Genomic DNA, 20457 nt, shown 5'->3' with positions numbered 1-20457 from the left:
CAATTGCGTGCGCTTCACGACCCACAAGCAGACTGCCCGTAGGACATTGCAATCGAGCGGCATGACGCGAATCAGTCCGTTCGGATGGGTACCCCAAAGAGCCAGAGAGCGGCCGCACGTGCAAGTGTGTGAGGGTCAAGTTTTGTGATGAAGAGGCCGACCTGCGAGAACGCGATTGTCCGGTCCCGGGTGATCGCGATACTGTCGTCGCGGATCAGGCGCCACGACGGATGCCTGGCGATGGCCGGGCGGAGCCCGCCTTTGCCGATCGTCTCAATGGCCAGGACGAGATCTCCGCGGAGTTCGACATCAATCAAAGCTGGAGGGGTATATCTCCCTTCCAGAACCCAAAAAGGCATGAAAGAGTTGTCCAGTTTGCCAGCCATGAGATTGCGTCAGCCGGGATGGCGGCGCGGACTTTCGCGGCGATGAAACGCCCCGTCGATCACGGCGCCATGGCCGTCTCAGGCTACACCGTTCCCTGGCATACAGCGGCCGGAACACCGGTCGCCCTTCATGTCTCGTCGTCGCGGCAGCTACGCGACGTGCACGTCGTGCGGCTCGATACTCCCGCGGCCGAGCCGATGGGCTGGCGCGTCGAGCCGACGGGAAATGCCGTGTCCCACCGCGATTTCGATCACGGATCCTTCCTGAAGATCGCGGCGGCGGAACTGGGCAAGGCCACCGAGATCGAAGGCGTCGCCTTCGAAGTGTATTTGACGCGCAACGATGGCGCCCGCGTGCTGTTCGAGAGCGGAAACCTGCGCCTCGGCTTGCAGGACGGGCGGCTGACGTCAGGCCACGACGGCAAGCCGCTCGAAACCCACGTGGCCTTGCCGGCAAACACCTGGCTCATGGTCGAGATTTCGTCAAACGACGGCGTGACCGTGTTGCGCATCGGCTCGGACGATCTCCTGTCGCCGTTTCGCCTGCATCGTCAATTCGACCTGCCCTGGCGGCCCCTGTCCGGAGACATGGTCTTCGGGACCAGCGCGGCAAACGACCTGAGGTCGCTCAACGCCAAGTTCTCGGCAATCGCGCTGCGAACCGCGGCCGGTCGCATCGCCTGGGCGTTTCCCACCCTGCTGCCGAGCGGCCCGCTCTCTTCGACAGGCGCCGATCGCGTCCTCTTGCTGGAAACGATCAACCAGCCCGCTTTCTGCATGACCTCGCGGCGCTGGGACGGGTCGAGTTTCGACCCCCGCCTGGTGCCGGCGCATTACGACGCCGTGCATTGCCACGACGACGACATGGGCGCGTTGCAGTGGCCCGCCTCCTACCAGTTACAGGTTCCCGCCGAGGCGCCGGCCGGAGTCTATGCCTTCGAGGTCGGTCACGATGAAGGATCGGAGCGCGTCGTCTTCTTCATCACTTCGTCGGTGCGCCGGGCGCCGCTGTTGTTCCTGGTGCCGACGGCCACCTATCTCGCCTATGCCGATGAATTCCTGCCAGCGCATCTCTACGAATGGATGTGCGAGGATCGCGGCCATCGCTTCGCGATCGACAACAATCTGAAGTCGCTCTACGACTACCACAGCGATCTCAGCGGCGTGTCTATCTGTTCCACCAGGAAGCCGAAGGCGACGCTGCGCGACGACTACAATTATCCGCTGTGCGGCTGCCCGCACAATCTGCCGGTCGACCTGCACTTTCTGCGCTTCTGCCACAGCAACGGCATTGCCTTCGATCTCATCACCGACCGCGATCTGCATGAGCGGGGCCTTGCCGGCCTGCAGGATTATCAGGCTGTCATCACCGGCAGCCATCCCGAATATATGTCGGTCGAGATGGAGCATGCGCTGCGCCAGTTCGCGGCGGCGGGCGGCGGCATCGCCTATCTCGGCGGCAATGGCTTTGCCGGCAAGGTCGCATTCAAGGACGATCTGATGGAACTGCGCCGCTCGCCGCTCGAGGCGGGCCGGACCTGGGACGGCCCCATTGCCGAACAGTCACTGTCGATCACCAACCAGCCGGGCGGCTATCTGCGCGCCAGTGGGCGCGGTGAATTCTCGCTGACCGGCGTCGCCATCTCGCTGATGGGTTTTGACGGCGCGCGACCCTTCACACGCACGCCGGAAAGCCATCAACCCTCGGCCGCGTGGTTGTTCGACGGCGTCACCAGCGAGACCTTCGGTGACGAGGGCATCGTGCTTGGCGGCGCGGCCGGCTACGAAGTCGATGCCACCGATGCGCATCTGGGCACGTCCCCCGACACCATGGTCATTGCCCGCGCGACCGGCTTCCCGGACAGCTTCGTCCATGATGCCACCCGTTGGTACGAGGGAGGTAGCAGCGCGCGCGACGGCCGCCGCTGCGCGGAGATGACGCTGCGCCATCTGTCTTCGGGCGGCCTGATCTTCTGCGCGAGTTCGGTCGCCTGGTGCGGCGCCCTGCCGGCGGGCGATGCCATGAACGACGTCGGCCGGATCACCAAGAATTTGCTGACGCATCTGGCGGCGGAAAAGAGCCGGCAGGCCGGGGATCGATAGCCCGGAAAGGAAGGCAACCCACCGCACCGCGCCGGTTGGGGCAGTTGGCTTGCCGCGCAACGACCGAAGCGTCTATCATGCATGATCAATCGGCGGCTTGGGTGTTCCCGCCGTGCCCGGCTCAAGGTTTGTCCGCGGCGCGTGTCGTCAGGTCAATTTCAGAACGCATGAAGCAACGCCCCCGCCAATGGCCGACAGAACACATTTCGGTTTGACCGCCGTCGACACTGTGCCCTTGCACGAGAAGGTCTATCTGGAGCTCGTGCGGGCTTTGATGTCAGGGCAATTCCTGCCCGGCCAGAAGCTGACCTCGCGCAAGCTCGCCAGGGAACTGGGCACCAGCGACATGCCGGTGCGCAGTGCCTTCATGCGGTTGCAGGCCTTGCGGGCGCTGAGTCCGATGCCGAACGGCAGCGTCGAGGTGCCGGTGATCTCGGCCGAAAGGTTCTCGCAGTTGACCGCCGTGCGCACGATCCTCGAAGGCCCGGCGACCGAGCTTGCGACAAAACTGATCAACGGCAACAATCTGCGGGCGATCCGACGCCATTGCGCGGAATTGACCCTGGCCGCCCGCAAGGGCGACATCGGCGACTATCTCAGGAAGAACCACGATTTCAAATTCTCGATCTACCGTCATTGCGGCAACGAGCAGATGGTCTTCCTGATCGAGACGGTGTGGATGCAGGTCGGCCCGTTTCTCAGAAACCTCGCCATGGGGTTCGAGGACGACCTCTCCTCCATTCTGGACATCGACTATCACGAGGAAGTCGTCGCGGCGATCGAGGCACAGGACGGCGCGCGGGCGCGCGCGGCCATCGTTCGCGACATCGACGAGGGCGCCGCGCATATCCTGCGGCAGGCCAGGTTTCCGGAAGCGAGGAGCTAGACCAGGGTCTCCTGGACCCGTCACCAGATGCCACTTGGCTTTCCCTTGCCTTGCCGCTATGTTGCGATCGCAAATCGCGCAATTGGTTCCTGAAATGCCTCCTGACATCCCGGCTAATGATCTGAAAAAATGAAGGAAATTCTTCCGACTGATGTCGGAGATGCCTTCATGAACTCATCAGCTGTCTTGTCGTTAAATAGGGTGGCCGCCTCAGGCGCGGCACCGCAGGGAACCAGAGGTAACGGAAATTGAGCGATGCAATTGCGGACGTTCTGAGCTGGCTTGAAAGCAGAAACGACATCCAGAGCCTGAGGGCGGCGGTGTGCGACCTCAACGGCGTCATGCGGGGAAAACGCATCCCGGTAGAGCAGGCCCGCAAGGCGCTCGAAGGCAAGCTGCGCATGCCCTACTCGCTGATCGGGCTCGACATCTGGGGCGAGGATATCGAAGGCAACACGCTGGTTTTCTCCACCGGCGATGCCGACGGCCTTTGCCAATGGACGGGACGCGGCATCCTGCCGGTGGACTGGACCGCGCATCCGACCGCGCTTGTCCCGCTCTGGCTGGCCGACGAGAGCGGAGCGCCCTATCTCGGCGATCCCCGGCGCGCGCTTGCCCGTATCCTCGACCGTTACAAGGCGCTCGGCCTGACCCCGGTCGCGGCGACAGAACTTGAATTCTACCTGGTTGATCCGCAGTCGCAGCGGCCGGTCGGACCTGTCTCGCCGGTCACCGGGCGGCGTCTCGATTCCGACGCGGCATTGTCGATCGACGAGATCGACGATTTCGAGGCCTTCATCCACGACGTCTACGAGGCCTGCCGGGCGCAAGGCATTCCCGTCGACACGGCGATTGCCGAAAACGGCGTCGGCCAGTTCGAGATCAACCTCAACCATGTCGCGGACGCCCTGCGGGCCGCCGACGATGCGGTGTTGTTCAAACGCACGGTGAAGGGCATTGCCCGCAAGCATGGCTTTGCCGCCTGCTTCATGGCCAAGCCCTATGGCGACCGGGCCGGCAACGGGTTTCACGTCCATTTCAGCCTGGTCGACGCCGACGGTCGCAACGTGTTCGACGACGGCACTGATCAGGGCTCCGAAACCATGCGCAACGCGGTCGGCGGGCTGCTGGCGGCGATGGCCGAGAGCACGCTGGTCTTCGCACCGCACTTCAATTCGTATCGCCGCCTTCGCCCGCGCTCCTATGCACCGACCGCGGTCGCCTGGGGTTACGAGAACCGCATGGTCGCGATCCGCATTCCCGGCGGCCCGACCGGGGCGCGCCGCATCGAGCATCGCGTGTCGGGGGCGGATGCCAATCCCTATCTGGTGCTTGCCGCCATATTGGGAGCAGCCCTGATCGGCATCGAAAGACAGATGTCGCCGGGCGAGCCTACCGGGAGCGATGGCCAAGGCGCGGCGCCAGCCAAGCTACCGCCGGACTGGGCCTCCGCGATCGCCACTTTCGAAGGTGGAACGCATGTGGCGGAGATCTTCCCGGCGATCCTGCGCGACTCTTTTGTCGCCTGCAAACGCCAGGAGTTGAACACCTTTGCCCTCAACGTCAGCGACTTCGAGATCGAGACCTATCTCGAAAGCGTCTGAGTGTTTACGGCGATCATCCGGCCTTCAGCACCGAGACCGCCGCCTCGCTGTTGTGGACATAGTCGTTGGCGTCGGGCTGCCTCTGCACCAACAGGATGAACAACAGGTCGGTTAGTGTGAGCTGCGCGTCGCGCGCGGTGATGGAGGAGGAGCGCGCTCGCTCCTCGTCGGCGATGGTGTAGAGGCGGATGTCGGCGACCCGGCTCAGCGGATTGTCGTGCAGGCCGGTGACGGCGATCACCATTGTTCCGCGCTTGGCTGCAAGTTCGGCGATGCGCAAGGTTTCGATGCTGGCGCCGGAATAGGAGATCGCGAACAGCACGTCGCCAGGCCCGAGCGTCGCGGCATTGGCCATCTGGATGTGGCTGTCGCTGTCGTGCAGCACATTGCGGCCGAGCTTCATCAGCTTGTAGGAGAAGTCGCGCGCCACCAGCGAGGAGGCGCCGACGCCGACCAGATGGATGCGGCGCGCGCCATCCAGCAGTTCCAGCGTCCGGGAGATGATGCGCTCGCTGTTGGCGGCGACGGTCTGCTGCATCGACAGCAGCTTGCTGCCGATCAGCTTCTTCAGGATGACCGGAAAGTTGTCGCCGACCTCGATCGAACCATGGATGACACCGGCCGGCACCTGCCAGTCCTGCGCCTTGGCCTCGCTGACGGCGAGCTTGAGCTCCTGGTAGCTGGCATAACCGAGCTTCTGGCTGAACTTGACGACACTCGACTGGCTGCGGCCGATCTCGGCCGCGAGCGCCGCCGTCGACAGGCGCAGCATCTGGTCGGGATTGTCGACGATGTACCGGCCGATCTCGCGATCGCCGGGCGCCATGCCGTCGAGCTTCGCATTGATCCTGCTTAGGACGGACACGGGAATTCCTCGCTGTTCAGACTTGCAAGACGAGGAATAAATTATTCCAATCTCGATTGACAGCCAAGAACGCAGAATTAATTCTCAACTCGACCCGGATCAATATCCGGGATTCGGAGCAGGCTTTCCCAGGCAGATCCCGGGCGTGGCCCTCATCATCAAGGTTTCAGTCATGGACAGATTGCGGATCGTCGGCGGACAGAGACTGCAAGGCGCGGTCACCATATCGGGCGCCAAGAATGCCGCTTTGCCGCAGATCGCGGCTTCGCTGCTCAGCCCCTACCCGCTCGAACTGACCAACCTGCCCGATGTGACCGACGTCGAAAACATGCTCGGTGTGGTACGGCTTCACGGCGCCGACGTGACGCGGTCCGCCCATGCCGCGACCATCGACACCAGTGCCGCCGTCTCCAAGGAGACGTCCTACGACACGGTGCGGAAGATGCGGGCGACGGTGCTCGTCCTGGCGCCGTTGCTGGCGCGGTTCGGCCATGCGCGGGTTTCGCTGCCGGGCGGCTGCGCGATCGGCGCGCGGCCGGTCGACATGCATGTCGCCGCACTCGCCGCACTCGGCGCCAGGATCGCCATCGAGAACGGCCTGATCGTTGCCTCGGCGCCGAACGGATTGACCGGCACCCGCATCGTGCTCCCCTCGCCATCGGTCGGAGCGACGGAAACCGCCATGATGGCGGCGACCACGGCCAAGGGCGAAACCGAAGTCCTCAACGCCGCGCGCGAACCCGAAGTGGCCGATCTCGCGGCTTGCCTCAACGCCATGGGTGCGCGCATCGAGGGCGCCGGCACGCACCGCATCCTGATTGCGGGCGACACCAGCTGGCAGGCCGCCAGGCACGACATCATCCCCGACCGCATCGAGGCCGGCACCTATGCGATCGCCGCGGCGATCACCGGCGGCCAGCTCGAACTCACCCATGCCCGGCTCGAACACATGGCCTCGGTGGTGCAATTGCTGGAGGCGACGGGGGTCAGCGTCTGGCCGGGCGATCGCGGCCTGATCGTGTCGCGCGACCGGCCGCTCAAGGCCGCCGACCTGACGACCGAACCCTATCCCGGTTTTCCGACCGACCTGCAGGCGCAGTTCATGGCGCTGATGTGCTGCGCGGAGGGTGCGTCGCTGCTGCGCGAAACCATCTTCGAGAACCGCTTCATGCATGTGCCCGAACTGATGCGGCTCGGCGCCAACATCAAGCTGCAAGGCACCATGGCGCTGGTGCGCGGCGGCGCGAAGCTCCATGGCGCGCAAGTGATGGCCACCGACCTGCGCGCTTCGGTGTCGCTGGTGCTGGCGGCGCTGGTCAGTGAAGGCGAGACAACAATCAACCGCGTCTATCACCTCGACCGCGGCTATGAGCAACTGGACCGCAAGCTGCGCCTTTGCGGCGCCGACATCGAGCGGCTGGGCGCATGAATACCGAGGCGCATTATTTCCTCGGCGTCGATGGTGGCGGCACTGGTTGCCGCGCCCGCCTCGAGGACCCGCAAGGCGTGGTGCTGGGACAGGGCCTGTCCGGCCCGGCGACGACGCGGCTCGGCATCGAGGCAGCCTGGGCCTCGATCGCGAAAGCCTTCGGCGCGGCGATCGAGGAAGCAGGTTTCGCGCCAGCCGAGACCGCGCGGATCCATGCCGGCATCGGCCTTGCCGGTATCGGCCGCAAGGGCGCGCTGGAGGCGCTGCGGGCAATCGCGCATCCCTTTGCCAGCACCGATTTCGTCAGCGACGGCGTCGGCGCCTGCCTTGGCGCGCACTCCGGCAAGGACGGCGCCATCGTCATTGCCGGGACAGGCTCGATCGGCCTTGGCTTTGTCGAGGGCCGCGACCTGCGCGCCGGCGGCTATGGATTTCCGATCTCCGACGAGGGCAGCGGCGCCGACCTCGGACTGAAAGCCGTGCAATTGGCATTGCGCGCCCATGACGGCCGGCACGAACGGACCGCGTTGCTGGCGGAGGTCATGCAGCGCTTCGCCGGCGACCCGATGGAGGCCGTCACCTGGATGGACCGCGCCAGCGCGACGGACTATGCCGCGCTTGCACCCATGGTGATGCGCCATGCCGACCAGGGCGACCCTGTCGGACGCCGCATCGTGCAAAGCGCCGCCGAACAGATCGACACACTGGTGCGGGTGCTGTTCGAAAAAGGCGCGCCGCGCGTGACCTTGCTCGGTGGCCTCGCCAGCCCACTCGAACCCTGGCTTTCCCCTGACGTGCGCCGACGCCTGAAGCCCGCCGACGGCGACGCCGTGTCCGGCGCGATCATTCTTGCCAAGAGGTCGGTTGGCGGAGGCTAGGTCGACAAGATAGGAATAAAATATTCCAAAATTCGATTGACGATGTGAATATTGAATTCTAAAAAGTTAACAAAGAAAACTGCGATGACGGACCCAGGATCCGGACGCGCTCCGCCCGTCGAGCGGTGCCGGACGCCGTGCAGCATGATTTTGAAAGCGCTGGAATGACCGAGCAAGGGTTGATGTCTGAGCTGGACCGGCTGGTTTCCGAAGGCCGGAACCCAAGGACCGTCGACATCGACCTGTTGCCGACCATCGACGTCCTGCGCAGGATCAATGACGAGGACAGGCTTGTCCCGGCGGCCGTCGAAAAGGTCATGCCGGAAATCGCCGCCGCGGTGGATCGCATCGTGCTCGCCTTCCAGAAAGGCGCGCGGCTGATCTACATCGGCGCCGGCACCAGCGGCCGGCTTGGCGTGCTCGACGCTTCGGAATGCCCGCCGACCTTCGGCGTACCCGAAGGCATGGTCGTCGGCCTGATCGCCGGTGGATCCGACGCGCTGGTGCGCTCGCTGGAAGGCGCCGAAGATGACCCGAAGATGGGCGCCAAGGCCTTGCAGGACATCGGGCTCACACCCGATGACGTGGTGGTCGGCATCGCGGTCAGCGGGCGCACGCCCTATGTGATCGGCGGCCTGACCTATGCCAAGCAGTTGGGCGCGGCGACGGTCGCGCTGTCCTGCAATCCGGCATCGACCATTACCGGCATCGCCGACATCGCCATCTCGCCTGTCGTCGGCCCGGAGGTTCTCACCGGCTCGACGCGTCTGAAATCGGGCACCGCGCAGAAGCTGGTGCTCAACATGCTGACCACGGCCTCGATGATCCGCATCGGCAAGAGCTACCAGAATCTGATGGTCGACCTGAACCCGTCGAACCGGAAACTGGTCGCCCGGGCGATCAGGATCGTCATGCAGACGACCGGCTGCACCCCTCCGCAGGCGCGACAGGCGCTCGACCGGACCGGCAATGACGTCAAGCTGGCGATCCTGGTGACGATTACCGGCCTCGACGTCGAAGTGGCGCGGGCCGCGCTGTTCAAGGCCGGAGGGTTCCTGCGAAAGGCGATCAGCGACGAAGCGGCCTAAGCCCGGACAAAACGGCTGAAGCCGCTTTAGACATGACGGCAAGAAGCCGCATGGGACAAGACGGCGTCAAGCCGCATAGACTGGGCCGATACTCCAAAGCATGTGTGCCTTGGAAGCGGCCGACGGAAACTGCAAGGCATCGAGTTCAATAATGGGAGACGAGAATGGTTCATCTTACAAGAAGGCTGCTTTCGGGCATTACCCTTGCCGCGATGCTGGGCATCGCGACGGTTTCGACACAGGCGGCGACGCTGCACATGGCATGGTCGCAGGACGCCACCGGGCTTGACCCGCACAAGCAGACGGCGTTCTCGTCGCTGCGGCTTTTGGAGCTGATCTACGAGCCGCTGGTGCGGGTCGATGCCAGCCTGCAGATCATCCCCGCCATCGCCAGCTCCTGGGAGTTCTCCAAGGACGGCAAGGAGCTGACCTTCAAGCTCGATCCCAAGGCGAAATTCCAGGACGGCACGGCCGTGACCTCCGCCGACGTCAAGGCCTCCTTCGAGCGCATCCTCGACGAGAAGACGGGTGCCGCCGCCCGCGCCAACTTCCTGTCTATCGCGAGCATCGACACGCCGGATGCGGCGACGGTAGTGTTCCATCTCTCGCAGCCCGACGTGCCGATCCTGACGGCGATGAGCGACGTCAACGCGGCCATCGTTCCGGCGACCGAGATCAAGGCCGGTTCGATCGGCACCAAGGCGGTCGGTTCCGGCCCATTCAAGCTCGACAAATGGGACCCCAACGCCAAGGAAGTTCTGAGCGCCAACAAGGACTGGGCCGGGGGTGCTACCGGCGTCGACGGCATCGAGATCAGCGTACTGCCGGACGAAGCGGCGATCCTCGCCGCCATGCGTACCAAGCAAATCGATTTCGCTCTGCTCAACGATCCGCTCGTCGCCACGCTGGTGCCGAAAGAACCCACCCTGCAGCTCAACCGCGTGCCGGTGCTGGCCTATCACGTGCTGCAGCTCAATCCGTCGCGCAAGCCGATGACCGAGATCAAGGTGCGCCAGGCGATCTCATGCGCCATCGACCGGCAGGAGGTGCTGGACACCGCTTCGCTCGGCGAAGGCAAAGTCACCGGGCCGCTGACCATCCCGGCGCTCGCCACCGATCCGACCCAGTTGTTCTGCTACAAGCGCGATGTCGAGAAGGCCAAGAAGCTGATGGCCGAGGCCGGCTTTGCCGACGGCTTTTCGGCGACCGTGATCGGCGCCACCGGCGAGCCGCCGACGGCGGCGGCGGAAGCCCAGGTCATCCAGTCGCAGCTCGCTGAAATCGGCGTCAAGCTCGACATCAAGATGATGGAGCTCAACGTCTATGTCGACGCCTGGCTGAAGGGCGATTTCGACATGGCGATCGCGCTCAATGGCGGCCGTGCCGACCCCTACACCATGTACAACCGCTACTGGACCAAGGCTGGCAATCTGCAAAAGGTGGCGAACTACATCGACGACACGCTCGACAGCCAGATGCAGCAGGGCCGCGCCGAGACCGACCCGGCCAAACGCAAGGCGATCTTCGCCGCGTTCGAGAAGCATCTCGCCGAGATGTCGCCCTGGATCTGGCTCTACACATCCTACAGCTATACGGCCCAGCAGAAGAACATCGCCGGGTTCGTGCCGACGCCGACCGGCACGCTGTTCAGCCTGAGCAAGGTTGCCATCCAGCAGTAGCCACCGCAGGCATTGGACGAGAGGACTTCTTCGCGTGGACTATCTCTTGCGACGGCTGGCGACGTTTCCTCTCGTCCTGCTTGGCGTGTCCATCCTGGTCTTCGTCGCGATCAGGATGGTGCCCGGCGATTCGATCACGGCGATGCTGGGCACCGAAGCCGGCCTGCTGACGCCGGCACAGCGGGATTCGCTCGCCGCCTATTTCGGCATCGACCAGCCTTGGTTCATCCAGTACTGGCGCTGGGTCGGTGGCATCCTGCACGGTAATTTCGGCATCTCCGTCACCTATGGCAGGCCGGTTCTCGACGTTATCCTCGAGCGCTTCCCGCTGACGCTCGAACTGGCTCTGCTGTCGATGGTCATCGCGCTCGCCGTCGGCATGCCCGCGGGCATCTACGCGGCCACCCACAATGAGAAGCCGTCCGATCTCGGCGTGCGTATCGTCGCCATGATCGGCCAGTCGACGCCGAGCTTCGTGCTTGGCCTGCTGATCATCTACACGCTGTCGGCCGGCTTCGGCGTGCTGCCGGCGATGGGCGAATTCGCGCCGCTTTGGCGGGATCCGTTGCGCAATCTCAGCCAGCTGATCCTGCCCGCCATCACGCTTGGCTTCGCCTTCGCGGCGTCCGTCACCCGCATAGCGCGCTCGGCGATGCTCGACGTGTTGAGCGACGACTATGTGCGCACGGCCCGCAGCAAGGGCGCTTCGGCAAGCAGCGTCATCTGGCGGCACGCTTTGCCCAACGCGCTGATCCCGGTGGTAACGCTGAGCGGCATAGAATTCGGCTACCTCCTCGGCGGCGCCGTCATCGTCGAGCAGATCTATGCCCTGCCCGGCCTCGGACGCATGGTGCTCGACGCCATCCTGCAGCGCGACTACGCGCTGGTGCAGGGCAGCGTGCTGTTCATCGCCTTCAACTTCATGATCGTCAATCTCCTGGTCGACCTCGCCTATGTCGCGCTCGATCCACGCATCCGGCTTGGGGAACAGTGATGCGCATCCTGCGCGCCGTCTTCCGGCATGGCAGCGGCCGCATCGGCGGCGGCATCGTCTGCGTCTATCTGCTGCTCGCCATCCTTGGCCTGCTCGGGCTGACGCCGCACAATCCGATCACGCAATACCGCATCGACCGTCTGCACGCGCCGAGCGCCGGCTACTGGATGGGCACGGACCTGTTCGGCCGCGACGTCGCCAGCCGGCTGATGGCGGGCATCGGCCAGTCCTTCACGGTCGCCTTCTTCTCGGTTGCCTTCGCCACCCTTGCCGGCACGGTGCTGGGGCTTGCCGCCGCCTGGCTCGGCCGCCGCTGGGACGGCGTGGTGATGCGGGTCATGGATGTGCTGCTGGCCTTCCCGGCGATCCTGCTGGCGCTGCTCATCGTTACCGTTGCCGGGCCGGGCACCTGGACCAGCGTGGTGGCCATCGGCATCGTCTACACGCCGATCTTCACGCGGGTGGTTCGCGGCCCCGCGCTGTCGCTCAAGACACGCGAGTTCGTCGATGCGGCGCGTACCTTCGGCAGCAGTTCGTCCTACATCGTGACGCGGCATCTGCTGCTCAACCTTGTGGCGCCCTTGACCGTGCAGGTGACGCTGGCGCTCGCCTGGGCGCTGCTGACGGAAGCCGGCTTGAGTTTCCTTGGCCTCGGAACGCAGCCGCCCGCCGCCTCGCTCGGCCTGATGCTGAGCGACAGCCGCAATTTGATGGAGACGGCGCCCTGGCTGATGATCTTCCCCGGCCTGGCGATCATGATCAGCATCCTCGGCTTCAACCTGCTGGGCGACGCCTTGCGCGACATTCTCGACCCGAAGATGCGAAGGGCGTTGGCATGACCCCGCTCCTCTCGGTTTTAGACCTGCGCGTCGGCTTCGGCCGCAATCCCCAGGCCAACGAAGTGGTGCGCGGCGTCAGTTTCGATGTCGCCGACGGCGAGACGCTGGCCATTGTCGGCGAGAGCGGCTCGGGCAAATCCGTCACCGCGCTGTCGATCAACCGGCTCGTCGACTTCGGCGGCGGCCGCATCACCGGCGGCTCGATGAAGCTCAAGCGGGCCGATGGGACCATCTTCGAGTTGGCGACCGCAACCGAGCCACAACTGACCGGCATTCGCGGCGCCGAAATCGGCATGATCTTCCAGGAACCGATGACGTCGCTCAACCCGGTGCTGACCATCGGCACGCAGATCGAGGAATCGTTCCGGCTGCATCGCGGGCTGACGGGCCGGCAAGCGACGGCGGCAGCCAGGGACGCGCTCGACCGCGTGCGCATTCCCGATGCCGCGCGACGGCTGAAATACACGCCCAACCAGCTGTCCGGCGGCATGCTGCAAAGGGTGATGATTGCCATTGCGCTCGCCTGCAATCCGCGCCTGCTGATCGCCGACGAGCCGACGACGGCGCTCGACGTGACGGTGCAGGCACAGATCATGGCGCTGCTGGCCGAGCTGAAGCGCGAAAGCGGCATGTCGATGATCTTCATCACGCACGATATCGGCCTGGTCGCCGGCATCGCCGACAAGGTGATGGTGATGCAGAACGGAGAGGCCGTGGAACACGGCGAACTGAACCAGATCCTCGATAGCCCCCAGCATCCCTACACGCAGCATCTGCTGCAGGACGTGCCGCATTTCGCCAGCGGTCGGGCCACGCGCGCGGACGGGCTGCGCGACAAGGGCGCGAACACGCAGCCGGCCTTGAAGGTCGATGGGCTCGTGGTGCGGTTTCCGCTCAAGAGCAGTTTCTTCAGTCGCGCGACCGGCGCGGTGCATGCCGTCGACGGCGTCGACTTCGACCTGATGCAAGGCGAGACGCTGGCCATCGTCGGCGAGAGCGGCTCGGGCAAATCCACCACCGCCAAGGCGGTGTTGGGGCTGGTGCGGTCGACGCGTGGCAATTTCTCCGTCGCCAGCCGAATGGCGTCGGCGGAGCGCAGTGCCAAGCCCGTGCAGATGGTGTTCCAGAACCCCTACGCGTCGCTCAACCCGAGGCTCACCATCGAGAGCATCCTCGCCGAGCCGGTCATCGCCACCGGTGGGCGGGTGGATGCCCAAACACGGGCCAGGATGGCGAGCCTGCTCGAACGCGTCGGCCTGCCCAAGAACAGCCTCGAGCGCTATCCGCATGAATTCTCCGGCGGCCAGCGGCAAAGGCTATGTATTGCCCGCGCACTGATGCTCAACCCGTCCGTGGTCGTTCTCGATGAAGCGGTTTCGGCGCTCGATGTCTCGGTGCAGGCGAAGGTGCTGGAGCTGCTGGTCGAACTGCAGCGCGAGTTTGGGCTGGCTTATCTGTTCATCTCGCACGATATGGCGGTGGTCGAACGGATCGCGCACCGCATCGCCGTCATTTATGCCGGCCAGATCGTCGAGATCGGCGACGCGCAGTCCGTGCTATCGCAGCCGAGGCATTCCTATACGAAGAAGCTGATATCAGCCGTTCCGGCCATCGATCGGCGGCACGAGCATTTCGAGATCGACACGCGTCAGGTGCCTTCTCTGGTCAGGCCGCAGGGATTTGAGCCGGCGCCGGCGAGATGGGAGCGGTTCGGCGGGGATCATATGGCGAGGGTGGAGACCTAGACATGTTAGCGGGACAGCGCCCCCCTCTGCCCTGCCGGGCATCTCCCCCTCTAGGGGGGAGATCGGATGTCACATTGGCCTTCGCCAATCTTCAACGTCTGAGGGCTGGCGCCGCGCACGAACTGCCAATCCCCCCCCTAGAGGGGGAGATGTCCGGCAGGACAGAGGGGGGCGCCGTAGAACGCTACTTCTCCGAAGGAGGCGGGCATTGACCGACCTCGCCCACCTCTTCGATCGCGCGTTCCAGCCCCTCGCAACCGCAGTGGTGGCCAAGTGTATCCCCGGCGGCGTGCTCGGCATTGCCGACAAAAGTGGCGAACGCATCGTCCGCGCAATTGGCTCGGCACAGCTCGTGCCCAAGGTCAGGCCGATGCGGGAAAACACCTGGTTCGACCTGGCGTCCCTGACCAAGGTGATCTTCACCACGCCACGCATCCTGGCGCTGGCGCAGGACGGCACCATCGATCTCGACGCGCCGCTGATCACCCTGCTTCCCGACCTTCGCCAGTATGACGCGAACGCCTGGGAGCGGAAGGTGACCTTCCGCCAGTGCCTGGGCCACCAGACGCCCTTCCCTGCCGTCGAGCCGATCTACACCTATGGACGCGATCCCGAACTGCTGCGCGCCTTCATCCTGCAGCGCGAATGGCGCGCCCGTGATCCCGTCTATTCCGACATCAACTTCATCCTGCTCGGCTTCGCGCTGGAGCGGCTGTCGGGCAAGAGCATCCGCGACATGGAGCCCGGGCCGGGTTTTGCCTGGTTCGCTGAACCCGATGCCGCCGCCGCGACCGAGGACTGCACCTGGCGCCATCGCGTGCTGTCGGGCGAGGTGCACGACGACAATTGCTCGGCCCTGCAAGGTGCGGGTCATGCCGGCCTGTTCGGAACGGCCGCTTCGGTGCTCGATTTCGCGCAACGGCTGCTGGACGGCACCGGCGCATCTGAGCGTTCGATCTCGCTGATGCGTACGCCCTTTTCGGCCACCCGCACCCATGGCTGGGAACGCCCCTATGAGGGGTGGTCCGGCGGTGCGCTGTGCGGTCCGGGAACGATCGGCCATACCGGCTTTACCGGCACCGGGCTGTGGATCGACTTCGACAGAGGCAAGGCATGGACCTTGCTCACCAACCGCATTCATCCGACACGTCATTTCGACAGCGGCATCGTTTCGCTGCGGCAGGCGGTCGGCGATCTCATCAACAGGGACTAGGACCATGGAACCAATCTGGGCCGTCGGCCTGATGACCGGCACCGTACTTGACGGCAATATCGACGTGGCGCTGATCAAGACCGACGGCGAGCGGATCGACGATTTCGGTACCTACCGGCTGATGCCCTATCCCCAATCGATCCGCTCCTTGCTGGAAGAGACGCTGACGGCGGCCAGGGCCTGGAATTTCACCGGGCCAGAACCGGCGATCTTCCGCAAGGCCGAACAGGCGCTGACGCGCGCCCAGTCGGCGGCGGTCAAGGAACTGGTCGAGGGCCACGGCATGACGATGGCCGAGATTGGCGTCGTCGGCTTCCACGGCCAGACCGTGCTGCATCGGGCGCCGCAGGTCGGACGGCTCGGCCAGACCCGGCAGCTCGGCGATGGTGAGCTGATGCATGAGATATTGGGCACCAAGGTTGCCTATGATTTCCGCTCGGCCGACATGCGCGCCGGCGGACAGGGCGCGCCCTTGGCAGCCGCGTATCACACCGCACTGATGCGCAGCGCCGGCGCCAGTGGCGAGGTGGCCGTGCTCAATCTCGGCGGCGTCGCCAACATCACCTGGTGGGACGGCGCCGACAATGTCATCGCCTTCGACACCGGCCCCGCCAACGCGCCGCTCAACGATTTCATCAAGTCGAAAGGGCTCGGCGAAATGGACCGCGACGGCGCGCTGGGCGGCGCGGGCAAGGTGGACGAAGCCCGGCTCGCCAAGCTGTTGCAGCATCCCTATCTGAGCAAGCCCTATCCGAAATCGCTCGACCGTTTCGATTTCGGCGCCGCCATGGCCGACGGCCTCGATGCCGAGGATGGCGCCGCCCTGCTCACCGCCTTCACGGCCGGCGCCGTAGGCAAGGCGCTCGACCTCCTGCCCAGCCGGCCGAGGAAACTGGTGGTCAGTGGCGGCGGCCGCCACAACCCGACGATGATGGCGATGCTGGCCAGCCGCGCCGGCGTCGAGGTGGTGCTGGCCGAAAGCCTCGGCTGGAGTGGCGACGCAGTGGAGGCGGAGTGTTTTGCTTTTCTCGCGGTCCGCGTCCTGCGCGGTCTGCCGATCAGTTTCCCAAGCACCACCGGGGCGCCGCAGCCCATGCGCGGCGGTAAGCTCGCCGGCTAGGCGGGCGACAGCTTCTTCTGCAGGAAGATGCGGCTGCGGCCGACGGGGAAATCGGCAAGCGTGCCGAAAGGCTGGTAGCCTTGCCGTTGGTAGACCTTGTCGGCGTTCGGGTTGAAGGTGTCGATCAACGCGCCGTGGCAGCTGCGCGCCACGGCTTCCTGTTCGGCCGCCTCGAGCATCTGGCCAGCCATGTGCCGGCCGCGCAGCCTTTCATCGACCCACAGCCATTGCACATAGAGCCAGCCCCAGGCGGTATAGCCGGAGATCCCGGCGACGATCGCACCGGCCTCGTCGCGGACGAAAACGGCCAGTGCCTTCCTCTGGGAAGCGCCGACATCGCTATCGTTGAACGCCGTCAGCCGTTCACCGAGAAAGGCGAGTTCTTCCGGGCGGGGATTGGCGGTCGTTTCGAGCGTGGTGTTCATGGCTTTTCCGGATTGCGGGGTTGGAAGCATCAAGAGGGGCGGAAGTCGGATGCGGCGATGCCATAGCGCTTGAGCTTGTCGTAGAACGTCTTGCGCGGCACGCCGAGCGCGTCGATGGCGCCGCGCACGTCGCCGCCATGGTCGCGTAGCGCGTCGCGGATGAGCTGCGCCTCGTACTGCCCAACCCTTTCGGGCAGCGCGGCGGCAGGCCCCGGCAGCGCGGGGCTCGCGCCGGCCTCGTCATCGGGCCCAAGGCCGAGCGCGACGCGATCGGCGAAATGCGCGAGTTCACGCACATTGCCCGGCCAGTCGTGCGACTGGAGATAATCGCTCACGGCGGCATTCACCTTGCCGACAGGCCGGCCGAAGCGTTCCGCGGCCTTGCCGAGGAAATGGCCGAACAGCATCGGGATATCGCCGCGCCGCTCGCGCAGGGGCGGGATGCGCAGCGTCACCACGTTGAGGCGGAAATAGAGGTCCTCGCGGAAATCGCCGCGTTGATCCGGCCGGCCGAGATCGACCTTGGTCGCCGCGACGACCCTGAGATCAAGGCGCCGTGTCTCGTTCGAGCCGAGCGGGGTGAGGCTGCGCGTTTCCAGCACCCGCAAGAGCTTGACCTGCAGGGCCGGCGGCATGGATTCGATCTCGTCGAGAAACAGCGTGCCGCCGCTGGAGTGCTCGACGCGGCCGATGCGTCGCCGCTGCGCGCCGGTGAACGCGCCGGCCTCGTGACCGAACAGTTCGCTCTCGATGACGGTCTCCGGCAGGGCGCCGCAGTTCAGCGCCACGAACGGCTTTGCACGGCGCCTGCCCCATCTGTGCAGGAGGTCGGCCACCACTTCCTTGCCGGTTCCCGTCTCGCCTTCCACCAGCACGTCGACATCCATGTCGGCGATCTGGCGCAAGGTCTCGCGCAATCGGCGGATGGCGGGCGCCTCGCCGATCAACGGCATACCGTCGGCGGCAAGTGCCGCGGCTTCGCGCAGCCGCCGGTTTTCCATCACCAGCCGCCGCTTCTCCGATGCCCGTTTCAGCGCCTCGACCAAGCGCTCCGCCGCATAGGGCTTCGGGATGAAATCGTAGACGCCATCCTTGAGCGCGGCGACCGCAAGATCGACATCGCCATGCCCGGTAACCAGGACCACCGGCAAGTCGGCGTCAACTGCCTTGACGCGGTCGAAGAGCTGCAGACCGTTCATGCCGGGCATGCGGATATCGCTGACCACCACGCCTTCGAAACTCTGGTCGACAACGCCGAGCGCCGCTTCGGCGGCCTTCAGTGCAATGACCGTGAAACCGGCAAGTTCGAGCAGTTGCGTGGTGGCATGCAGCAGGTCCGCATCGTCGTCGACGAGCGCGACCAGCCCTGATCCCTCGGTCATTCGATCCGCCTCAAGTCGATTGTGAAGGATGCGCCGGCGGCGGTGTCGGGGTCGAGCCGCAGCGTGCCTCCCAATTCCTGGGCGATCTCTTGCGAGATCACCAGGCCGAGGCCAAGCCCCTTCTCCTTGGTGGTCTGGAACGGCATGAACAGATTTCCGGCGGCTTCCGGCCCAAGGCCGGGACCATTGTCGCGCACCGAAATCAGCACCCGGTCGTCACGTTCGGCGAGGTCGATCTCGATGCGGGGATCGGGCCGGTCCTTCATGGCGTCCAGCGCGTTCTGCAACAGGTTGACGAGGATCTGCTCCAGCCGGATGCGGCTCGCCATCACCAATGGCGAGGCGGTGCCGCGCGGCTTGACGATGGTGACGCCGGAATCGCGGATGCGGCCGGACAGGAGCGACAGCGCACCTTCGATCGCCTCACGCACCGGCAGTGGCGATGCCGCGACGCCGGGCCGGCGGGCGAAACTGCGCAAGGTGCTGGTGATGGCGCCGATGCGTTCGGTCATCGAAACGATCGACGTCAGATTGCCGCTCGCCGGTTCGGTCTTGCCGGCGTCGAGAAAGCGGCCGGCATTCTCGGCGTAGGTACGGATGGCGGCGACCGGCTGGTTGATTTCATGCGCGACGCCGGCGGCGATCTGGCCGAGGATGGAGAGCCTGTTGGCCTGGGCGAGATCGTCGCGGAGCCGGCGGACCTTGGCCTCGGCGTTTTCGCGCTCGGCGATTTCGCCGGCAAGCGCCGTATTCGATCGCGTCAATTCGGCCGTCCTTGTGCTGACCCGGCTCTCCAGCTCGATGTTCATGCGGGCCAGCGCCTCCTGCCGCAGCCGGCTTGTGCGGCGGCGCCGGGTGAGCACATAGGCAAGCAAGCCCGTCAACAACAGCCCGAGCAGCGTCGTCAGGCGCGCGGTGTTGGCGGCGGAGTTCAGAGCGGCATCGGCGGGCGTCAGCAACCATAGGCGCCAACCGGGGACGGCACCAGGCAAGTCCTGCACCACCTCGACGAACCGGCGCGATTTTCCAGCCTCCTCGATTGTCGCCAGGCCATCACCGGCGCCACGCCGTATCGGCAGCGGTTCGAAGGCTGCGTCCAACTGAAGCTGGGCATGCGCGGCGGCTGCATCCGCGGCGGAGAGCGGCGCCAGCGCATGGAACCGCCAGTCGGGCTGGCTGGTGGCCAGAACGACTCCGCGTTCGTCGGTGACGAAAACGCGAAAGCCGCTTGCGCGCCAATTGGCTTCGACACCGCCGAGTTCGACCTTCAGGACCGCGACGCCAAGCGGTTTGCCGGCATCGTCGACACGGCCGGCGAGGTAGAGTCCCGGCTTGCCGCTGATCGTGCCGAGGCCGTACTGACTGGCAGCGCCCTTGGCCATCGCATCGGTGAAATAGTGGCGAAAATTATAGTCGATGCCGACAAAGCTGTCCGGCTGGCCGGCATTGCTGGCCGATATCGCGATGCCCGCAGTGTCGATGACATAGATGGCCGAGGCCAATGCATCGCCGGCTATCGCCTTCAGCTTGGCGTCGAGAGCCGTTTCCTCGACCTTCCCGGCGCGGCGCAGCGCATCGCGCACCGCATCGTCGCGCGCCAGCACCAGCGGCACGAGACGCTGCTTTTCGATTTCGCCGGTCAAGGTTCCCGCCGCCAGGGGCAAGGCGGCCAGTGCCCCATCGCGCAGCTCGCCGGCCGCCTGGCCCGCGGCGATGCGGCCGGCAATGGCAACCGCGCCGGCCAGCACCGCGAGCGCGATTGCCGCAAGCAGCCAACGGCCATCACGCAGGCGCGCTACCGCTTCGCGCAACAGGTCGCGG

General features: G+C 65.3%; 17 protein-coding genes. 12 read left to right on the top strand and 5 right to left on the bottom strand.

What is annotated here, in order from left to right:
• Positions 1–71: 71 nt before the first annotated feature.
• The gene (locus EN808_RS14585; protein WP_135916210.1) at positions 72–386 is read right to left on the bottom strand and encodes a hypothetical protein; all 315 of its coding nucleotides are present in this window, start codon (positions 384–386) and stop codon (positions 72–74) included.
• A gap of 42 nt (positions 387–428) precedes the next feature.
• On the opposite strand from EN808_RS14585, the gene EN808_RS14580 reads away from it, so the two are divergent.
• The 3 genes from EN808_RS14580 (at position 429) to EN808_RS14570 (ending at position 4979) form a co-directional block, all read left to right on the top strand.
• Positions 429–2489 (top strand): N,N-dimethylformamidase beta subunit family domain-containing protein, encoded by a 2061-nt coding sequence (locus EN808_RS14580; protein ID WP_135916209.1) that lies wholly within the window; start codon positions 429–431, stop codon positions 2487–2489.
• Positions 2490–2676: 187 nt separating this feature from the next.
• Entirely contained in the window at positions 2677–3375 is a 699-nt protein-coding gene (locus EN808_RS14575) for a GntR family transcriptional regulator (protein WP_127870614.1), read from the top strand.
• 248 nt (positions 3376–3623) lie between these two features.
• Entirely contained in the window at positions 3624–4979 is a 1356-nt protein-coding gene (locus tag EN808_RS14570; RefSeq protein WP_127870613.1) for a glutamine synthetase family protein, read from the top strand.
• A 13-nt stretch (positions 4980–4992) separates the two neighbouring features.
• Here the strand turns inward: EN808_RS14570 and EN808_RS14565 are convergent, their stop codons facing one another.
• Positions 4993–5844, bottom strand: coding sequence for a MurR/RpiR family transcriptional regulator (locus tag EN808_RS14565; RefSeq protein ID WP_135916208.1), 852 nt, complete (start codon positions 5842–5844; stop codon positions 4993–4995).
• Between the two features lie 172 nt (positions 5845–6016).
• On the opposite strand from EN808_RS14565, the gene murA reads away from it, so the two are divergent.
• The 9 genes from murA to EN808_RS14515 all read left to right on the top strand — a co-directional run bounded on the left by murA (position 6017) and on the right by EN808_RS14515 (position 16829).
• Positions 6017–7273 carry a UDP-N-acetylglucosamine 1-carboxyvinyltransferase gene (gene murA, locus EN808_RS14560; RefSeq protein WP_135916207.1) on the top strand — a complete coding sequence of 419 codons (1257 nt, stop codon included), beginning with the start codon at positions 6017–6019 and terminating at the stop codon, positions 7271–7273.
• Positions 7270–8151: an N-acetylglucosamine kinase gene (locus tag EN808_RS14555; RefSeq protein ID WP_135916206.1), complete on the top strand. Its 882-nt coding sequence runs from the start codon at positions 7270–7272 to the stop codon at positions 8149–8151. The genes murA and EN808_RS14555 overlap by 4 nt, the downstream gene beginning before the upstream one ends.
• 164 nt (positions 8152–8315) lie before the next feature.
• Positions 8316–9239, top strand: coding sequence for an N-acetylmuramic acid 6-phosphate etherase (gene murQ, locus EN808_RS14550; RefSeq protein WP_135916205.1), 924 nt, complete (start codon positions 8316–8318; stop codon positions 9237–9239).
• 164 nt (positions 9240–9403) lie between these two features.
• A complete protein-coding gene (locus EN808_RS14545) occupies positions 9404–10918 on the top strand; it encodes an ABC transporter substrate-binding protein (protein ID WP_135916204.1) in 1515 nt (504 codons plus the stop codon).
• A gap of 34 nt (positions 10919–10952) precedes the next feature.
• Positions 10953–11912: an ABC transporter permease gene (locus tag EN808_RS14540; RefSeq protein ID WP_135916203.1), complete on the top strand. Its 960-nt coding sequence runs from the start codon at positions 10953–10955 to the stop codon at positions 11910–11912.
• The gene (locus tag EN808_RS14535; protein ID WP_127870608.1) at positions 11912–12751 is read left to right on the top strand and encodes an ABC transporter permease; all 840 of its coding nucleotides are present in this window, start codon (positions 11912–11914) and stop codon (positions 12749–12751) included. Before EN808_RS14540 ends, EN808_RS14535 begins: the two co-directional genes overlap by 1 nt.
• Positions 12748–14496, top strand: a complete 1749-nt coding sequence (locus EN808_RS14530) for an ABC transporter ATP-binding protein (protein WP_135916202.1) — start codon at positions 12748–12750, stop codon at positions 14494–14496. Before EN808_RS14535 ends, EN808_RS14530 begins: the two co-directional genes overlap by 4 nt.
• A gap of 208 nt (positions 14497–14704) precedes the next feature.
• Positions 14705–15709, top strand: a complete 1005-nt coding sequence (locus EN808_RS14520; RefSeq protein WP_135916200.1) for a serine hydrolase — start codon at positions 14705–14707, stop codon at positions 15707–15709.
• A gap of 4 nt (positions 15710–15713) precedes the next feature.
• Positions 15714–16829: an anhydro-N-acetylmuramic acid kinase gene (locus EN808_RS14515; RefSeq protein WP_135916199.1), complete on the top strand. Its 1116-nt coding sequence runs from the start codon at positions 15714–15716 to the stop codon at positions 16827–16829.
• On the opposite strand, the gene EN808_RS14510 is transcribed toward EN808_RS14515, so the two are convergent.
• From EN808_RS14510 to EN808_RS14500, 3 genes are read right to left on the bottom strand one after another with little or no spacing between them, the layout of a single operon-like run.
• A complete protein-coding gene (locus EN808_RS14510; protein WP_135916198.1) occupies positions 16826–17254 on the bottom strand; it encodes a GNAT family N-acetyltransferase in 429 nt (142 codons plus the stop codon). The two genes, EN808_RS14515 and EN808_RS14510, sit on opposite strands and share 4 nt — an antisense overlap.
• Positions 17255–17283: 29 nt before the next feature.
• Positions 17284–18636 carry a sigma-54 dependent transcriptional regulator gene (locus EN808_RS14505; RefSeq protein WP_135916197.1) on the bottom strand — a complete coding sequence of 451 codons (1353 nt, stop codon included), beginning with the start codon at positions 18634–18636 and terminating at the stop codon, positions 17284–17286.
• A complete protein-coding gene (locus tag EN808_RS14500; protein WP_135881807.1) occupies positions 18633–20450 on the bottom strand; it encodes a sensor histidine kinase in 1818 nt (605 codons plus the stop codon). The genes EN808_RS14505 and EN808_RS14500 overlap by 4 nt, the downstream gene beginning before the upstream one ends.
• Between the last annotated feature and the right edge of the window lie 7 nt (positions 20451–20457).

It is taken from the genome of Mesorhizobium sp. M8A.F.Ca.ET.165.01.1.1 (genome assembly GCF_004792065.1).
Lineage (GTDB): Bacteria > Pseudomonadota > Alphaproteobacteria > Rhizobiales > Rhizobiaceae > Mesorhizobium.
The sequence above is the reverse complement of the archived record's forward strand: the minus strand, read 5'-3'. Positions and strand labels throughout refer to the sequence as shown.

What these genes read in the sequence shown, in the direction of transcription:
- EN808_RS14585 (WP_135916210.1), bottom strand. Translation starts at nt 386, where the DNA reads ATGGCTGGCAAACTGGACAACTCTTTCATGCCTTTTTGGGTTCTGGAA.
- EN808_RS14580 (WP_135916209.1), top strand. Translation starts at nt 429, where the DNA reads ATGAAACGCCCCGTCGATCACGGCGCCATGGCCGTCTCAGGCTACACC.
- EN808_RS14575 (WP_127870614.1), top strand. Translation starts at nt 2,677, where the DNA reads ATGGCCGACAGAACACATTTCGGTTTGACCGCCGTCGACACTGTGCCC.
- murA (WP_135916207.1), top strand. Translation starts at nt 6,017, where the DNA reads ATGGACAGATTGCGGATCGTCGGCGGACAGAGACTGCAAGGCGCGGTC.
- EN808_RS14555 (WP_135916206.1), top strand. Translation starts at nt 7,270, where the DNA reads ATGAATACCGAGGCGCATTATTTCCTCGGCGTCGATGGTGGCGGCACT.
- murQ (WP_135916205.1), top strand. Translation starts at nt 8,316, where the DNA reads ATGACCGAGCAAGGGTTGATGTCTGAGCTGGACCGGCTGGTTTCCGAA.
- EN808_RS14545 (WP_135916204.1), top strand. Translation starts at nt 9,404, where the DNA reads ATGGTTCATCTTACAAGAAGGCTGCTTTCGGGCATTACCCTTGCCGCG.
- EN808_RS14535 (WP_127870608.1), top strand. Translation starts at nt 11,912, where the DNA reads ATGCGCATCCTGCGCGCCGTCTTCCGGCATGGCAGCGGCCGCATCGGC.
- EN808_RS14530 (WP_135916202.1), top strand. Translation starts at nt 12,748, where the DNA reads ATGACCCCGCTCCTCTCGGTTTTAGACCTGCGCGTCGGCTTCGGCCGC.
- EN808_RS14515 (WP_135916199.1), top strand. Translation starts at nt 15,714, where the DNA reads ATGGAACCAATCTGGGCCGTCGGCCTGATGACCGGCACCGTACTTGAC.
- EN808_RS14510 (WP_135916198.1), bottom strand. Translation starts at nt 17,254, where the DNA reads ATGAACACCACGCTCGAAACGACCGCCAATCCCCGCCCGGAAGAACTC.
- EN808_RS14505 (WP_135916197.1), bottom strand. Translation starts at nt 18,636, where the DNA reads ATGACCGAGGGATCAGGGCTGGTCGCGCTCGTCGACGACGATGCGGAC.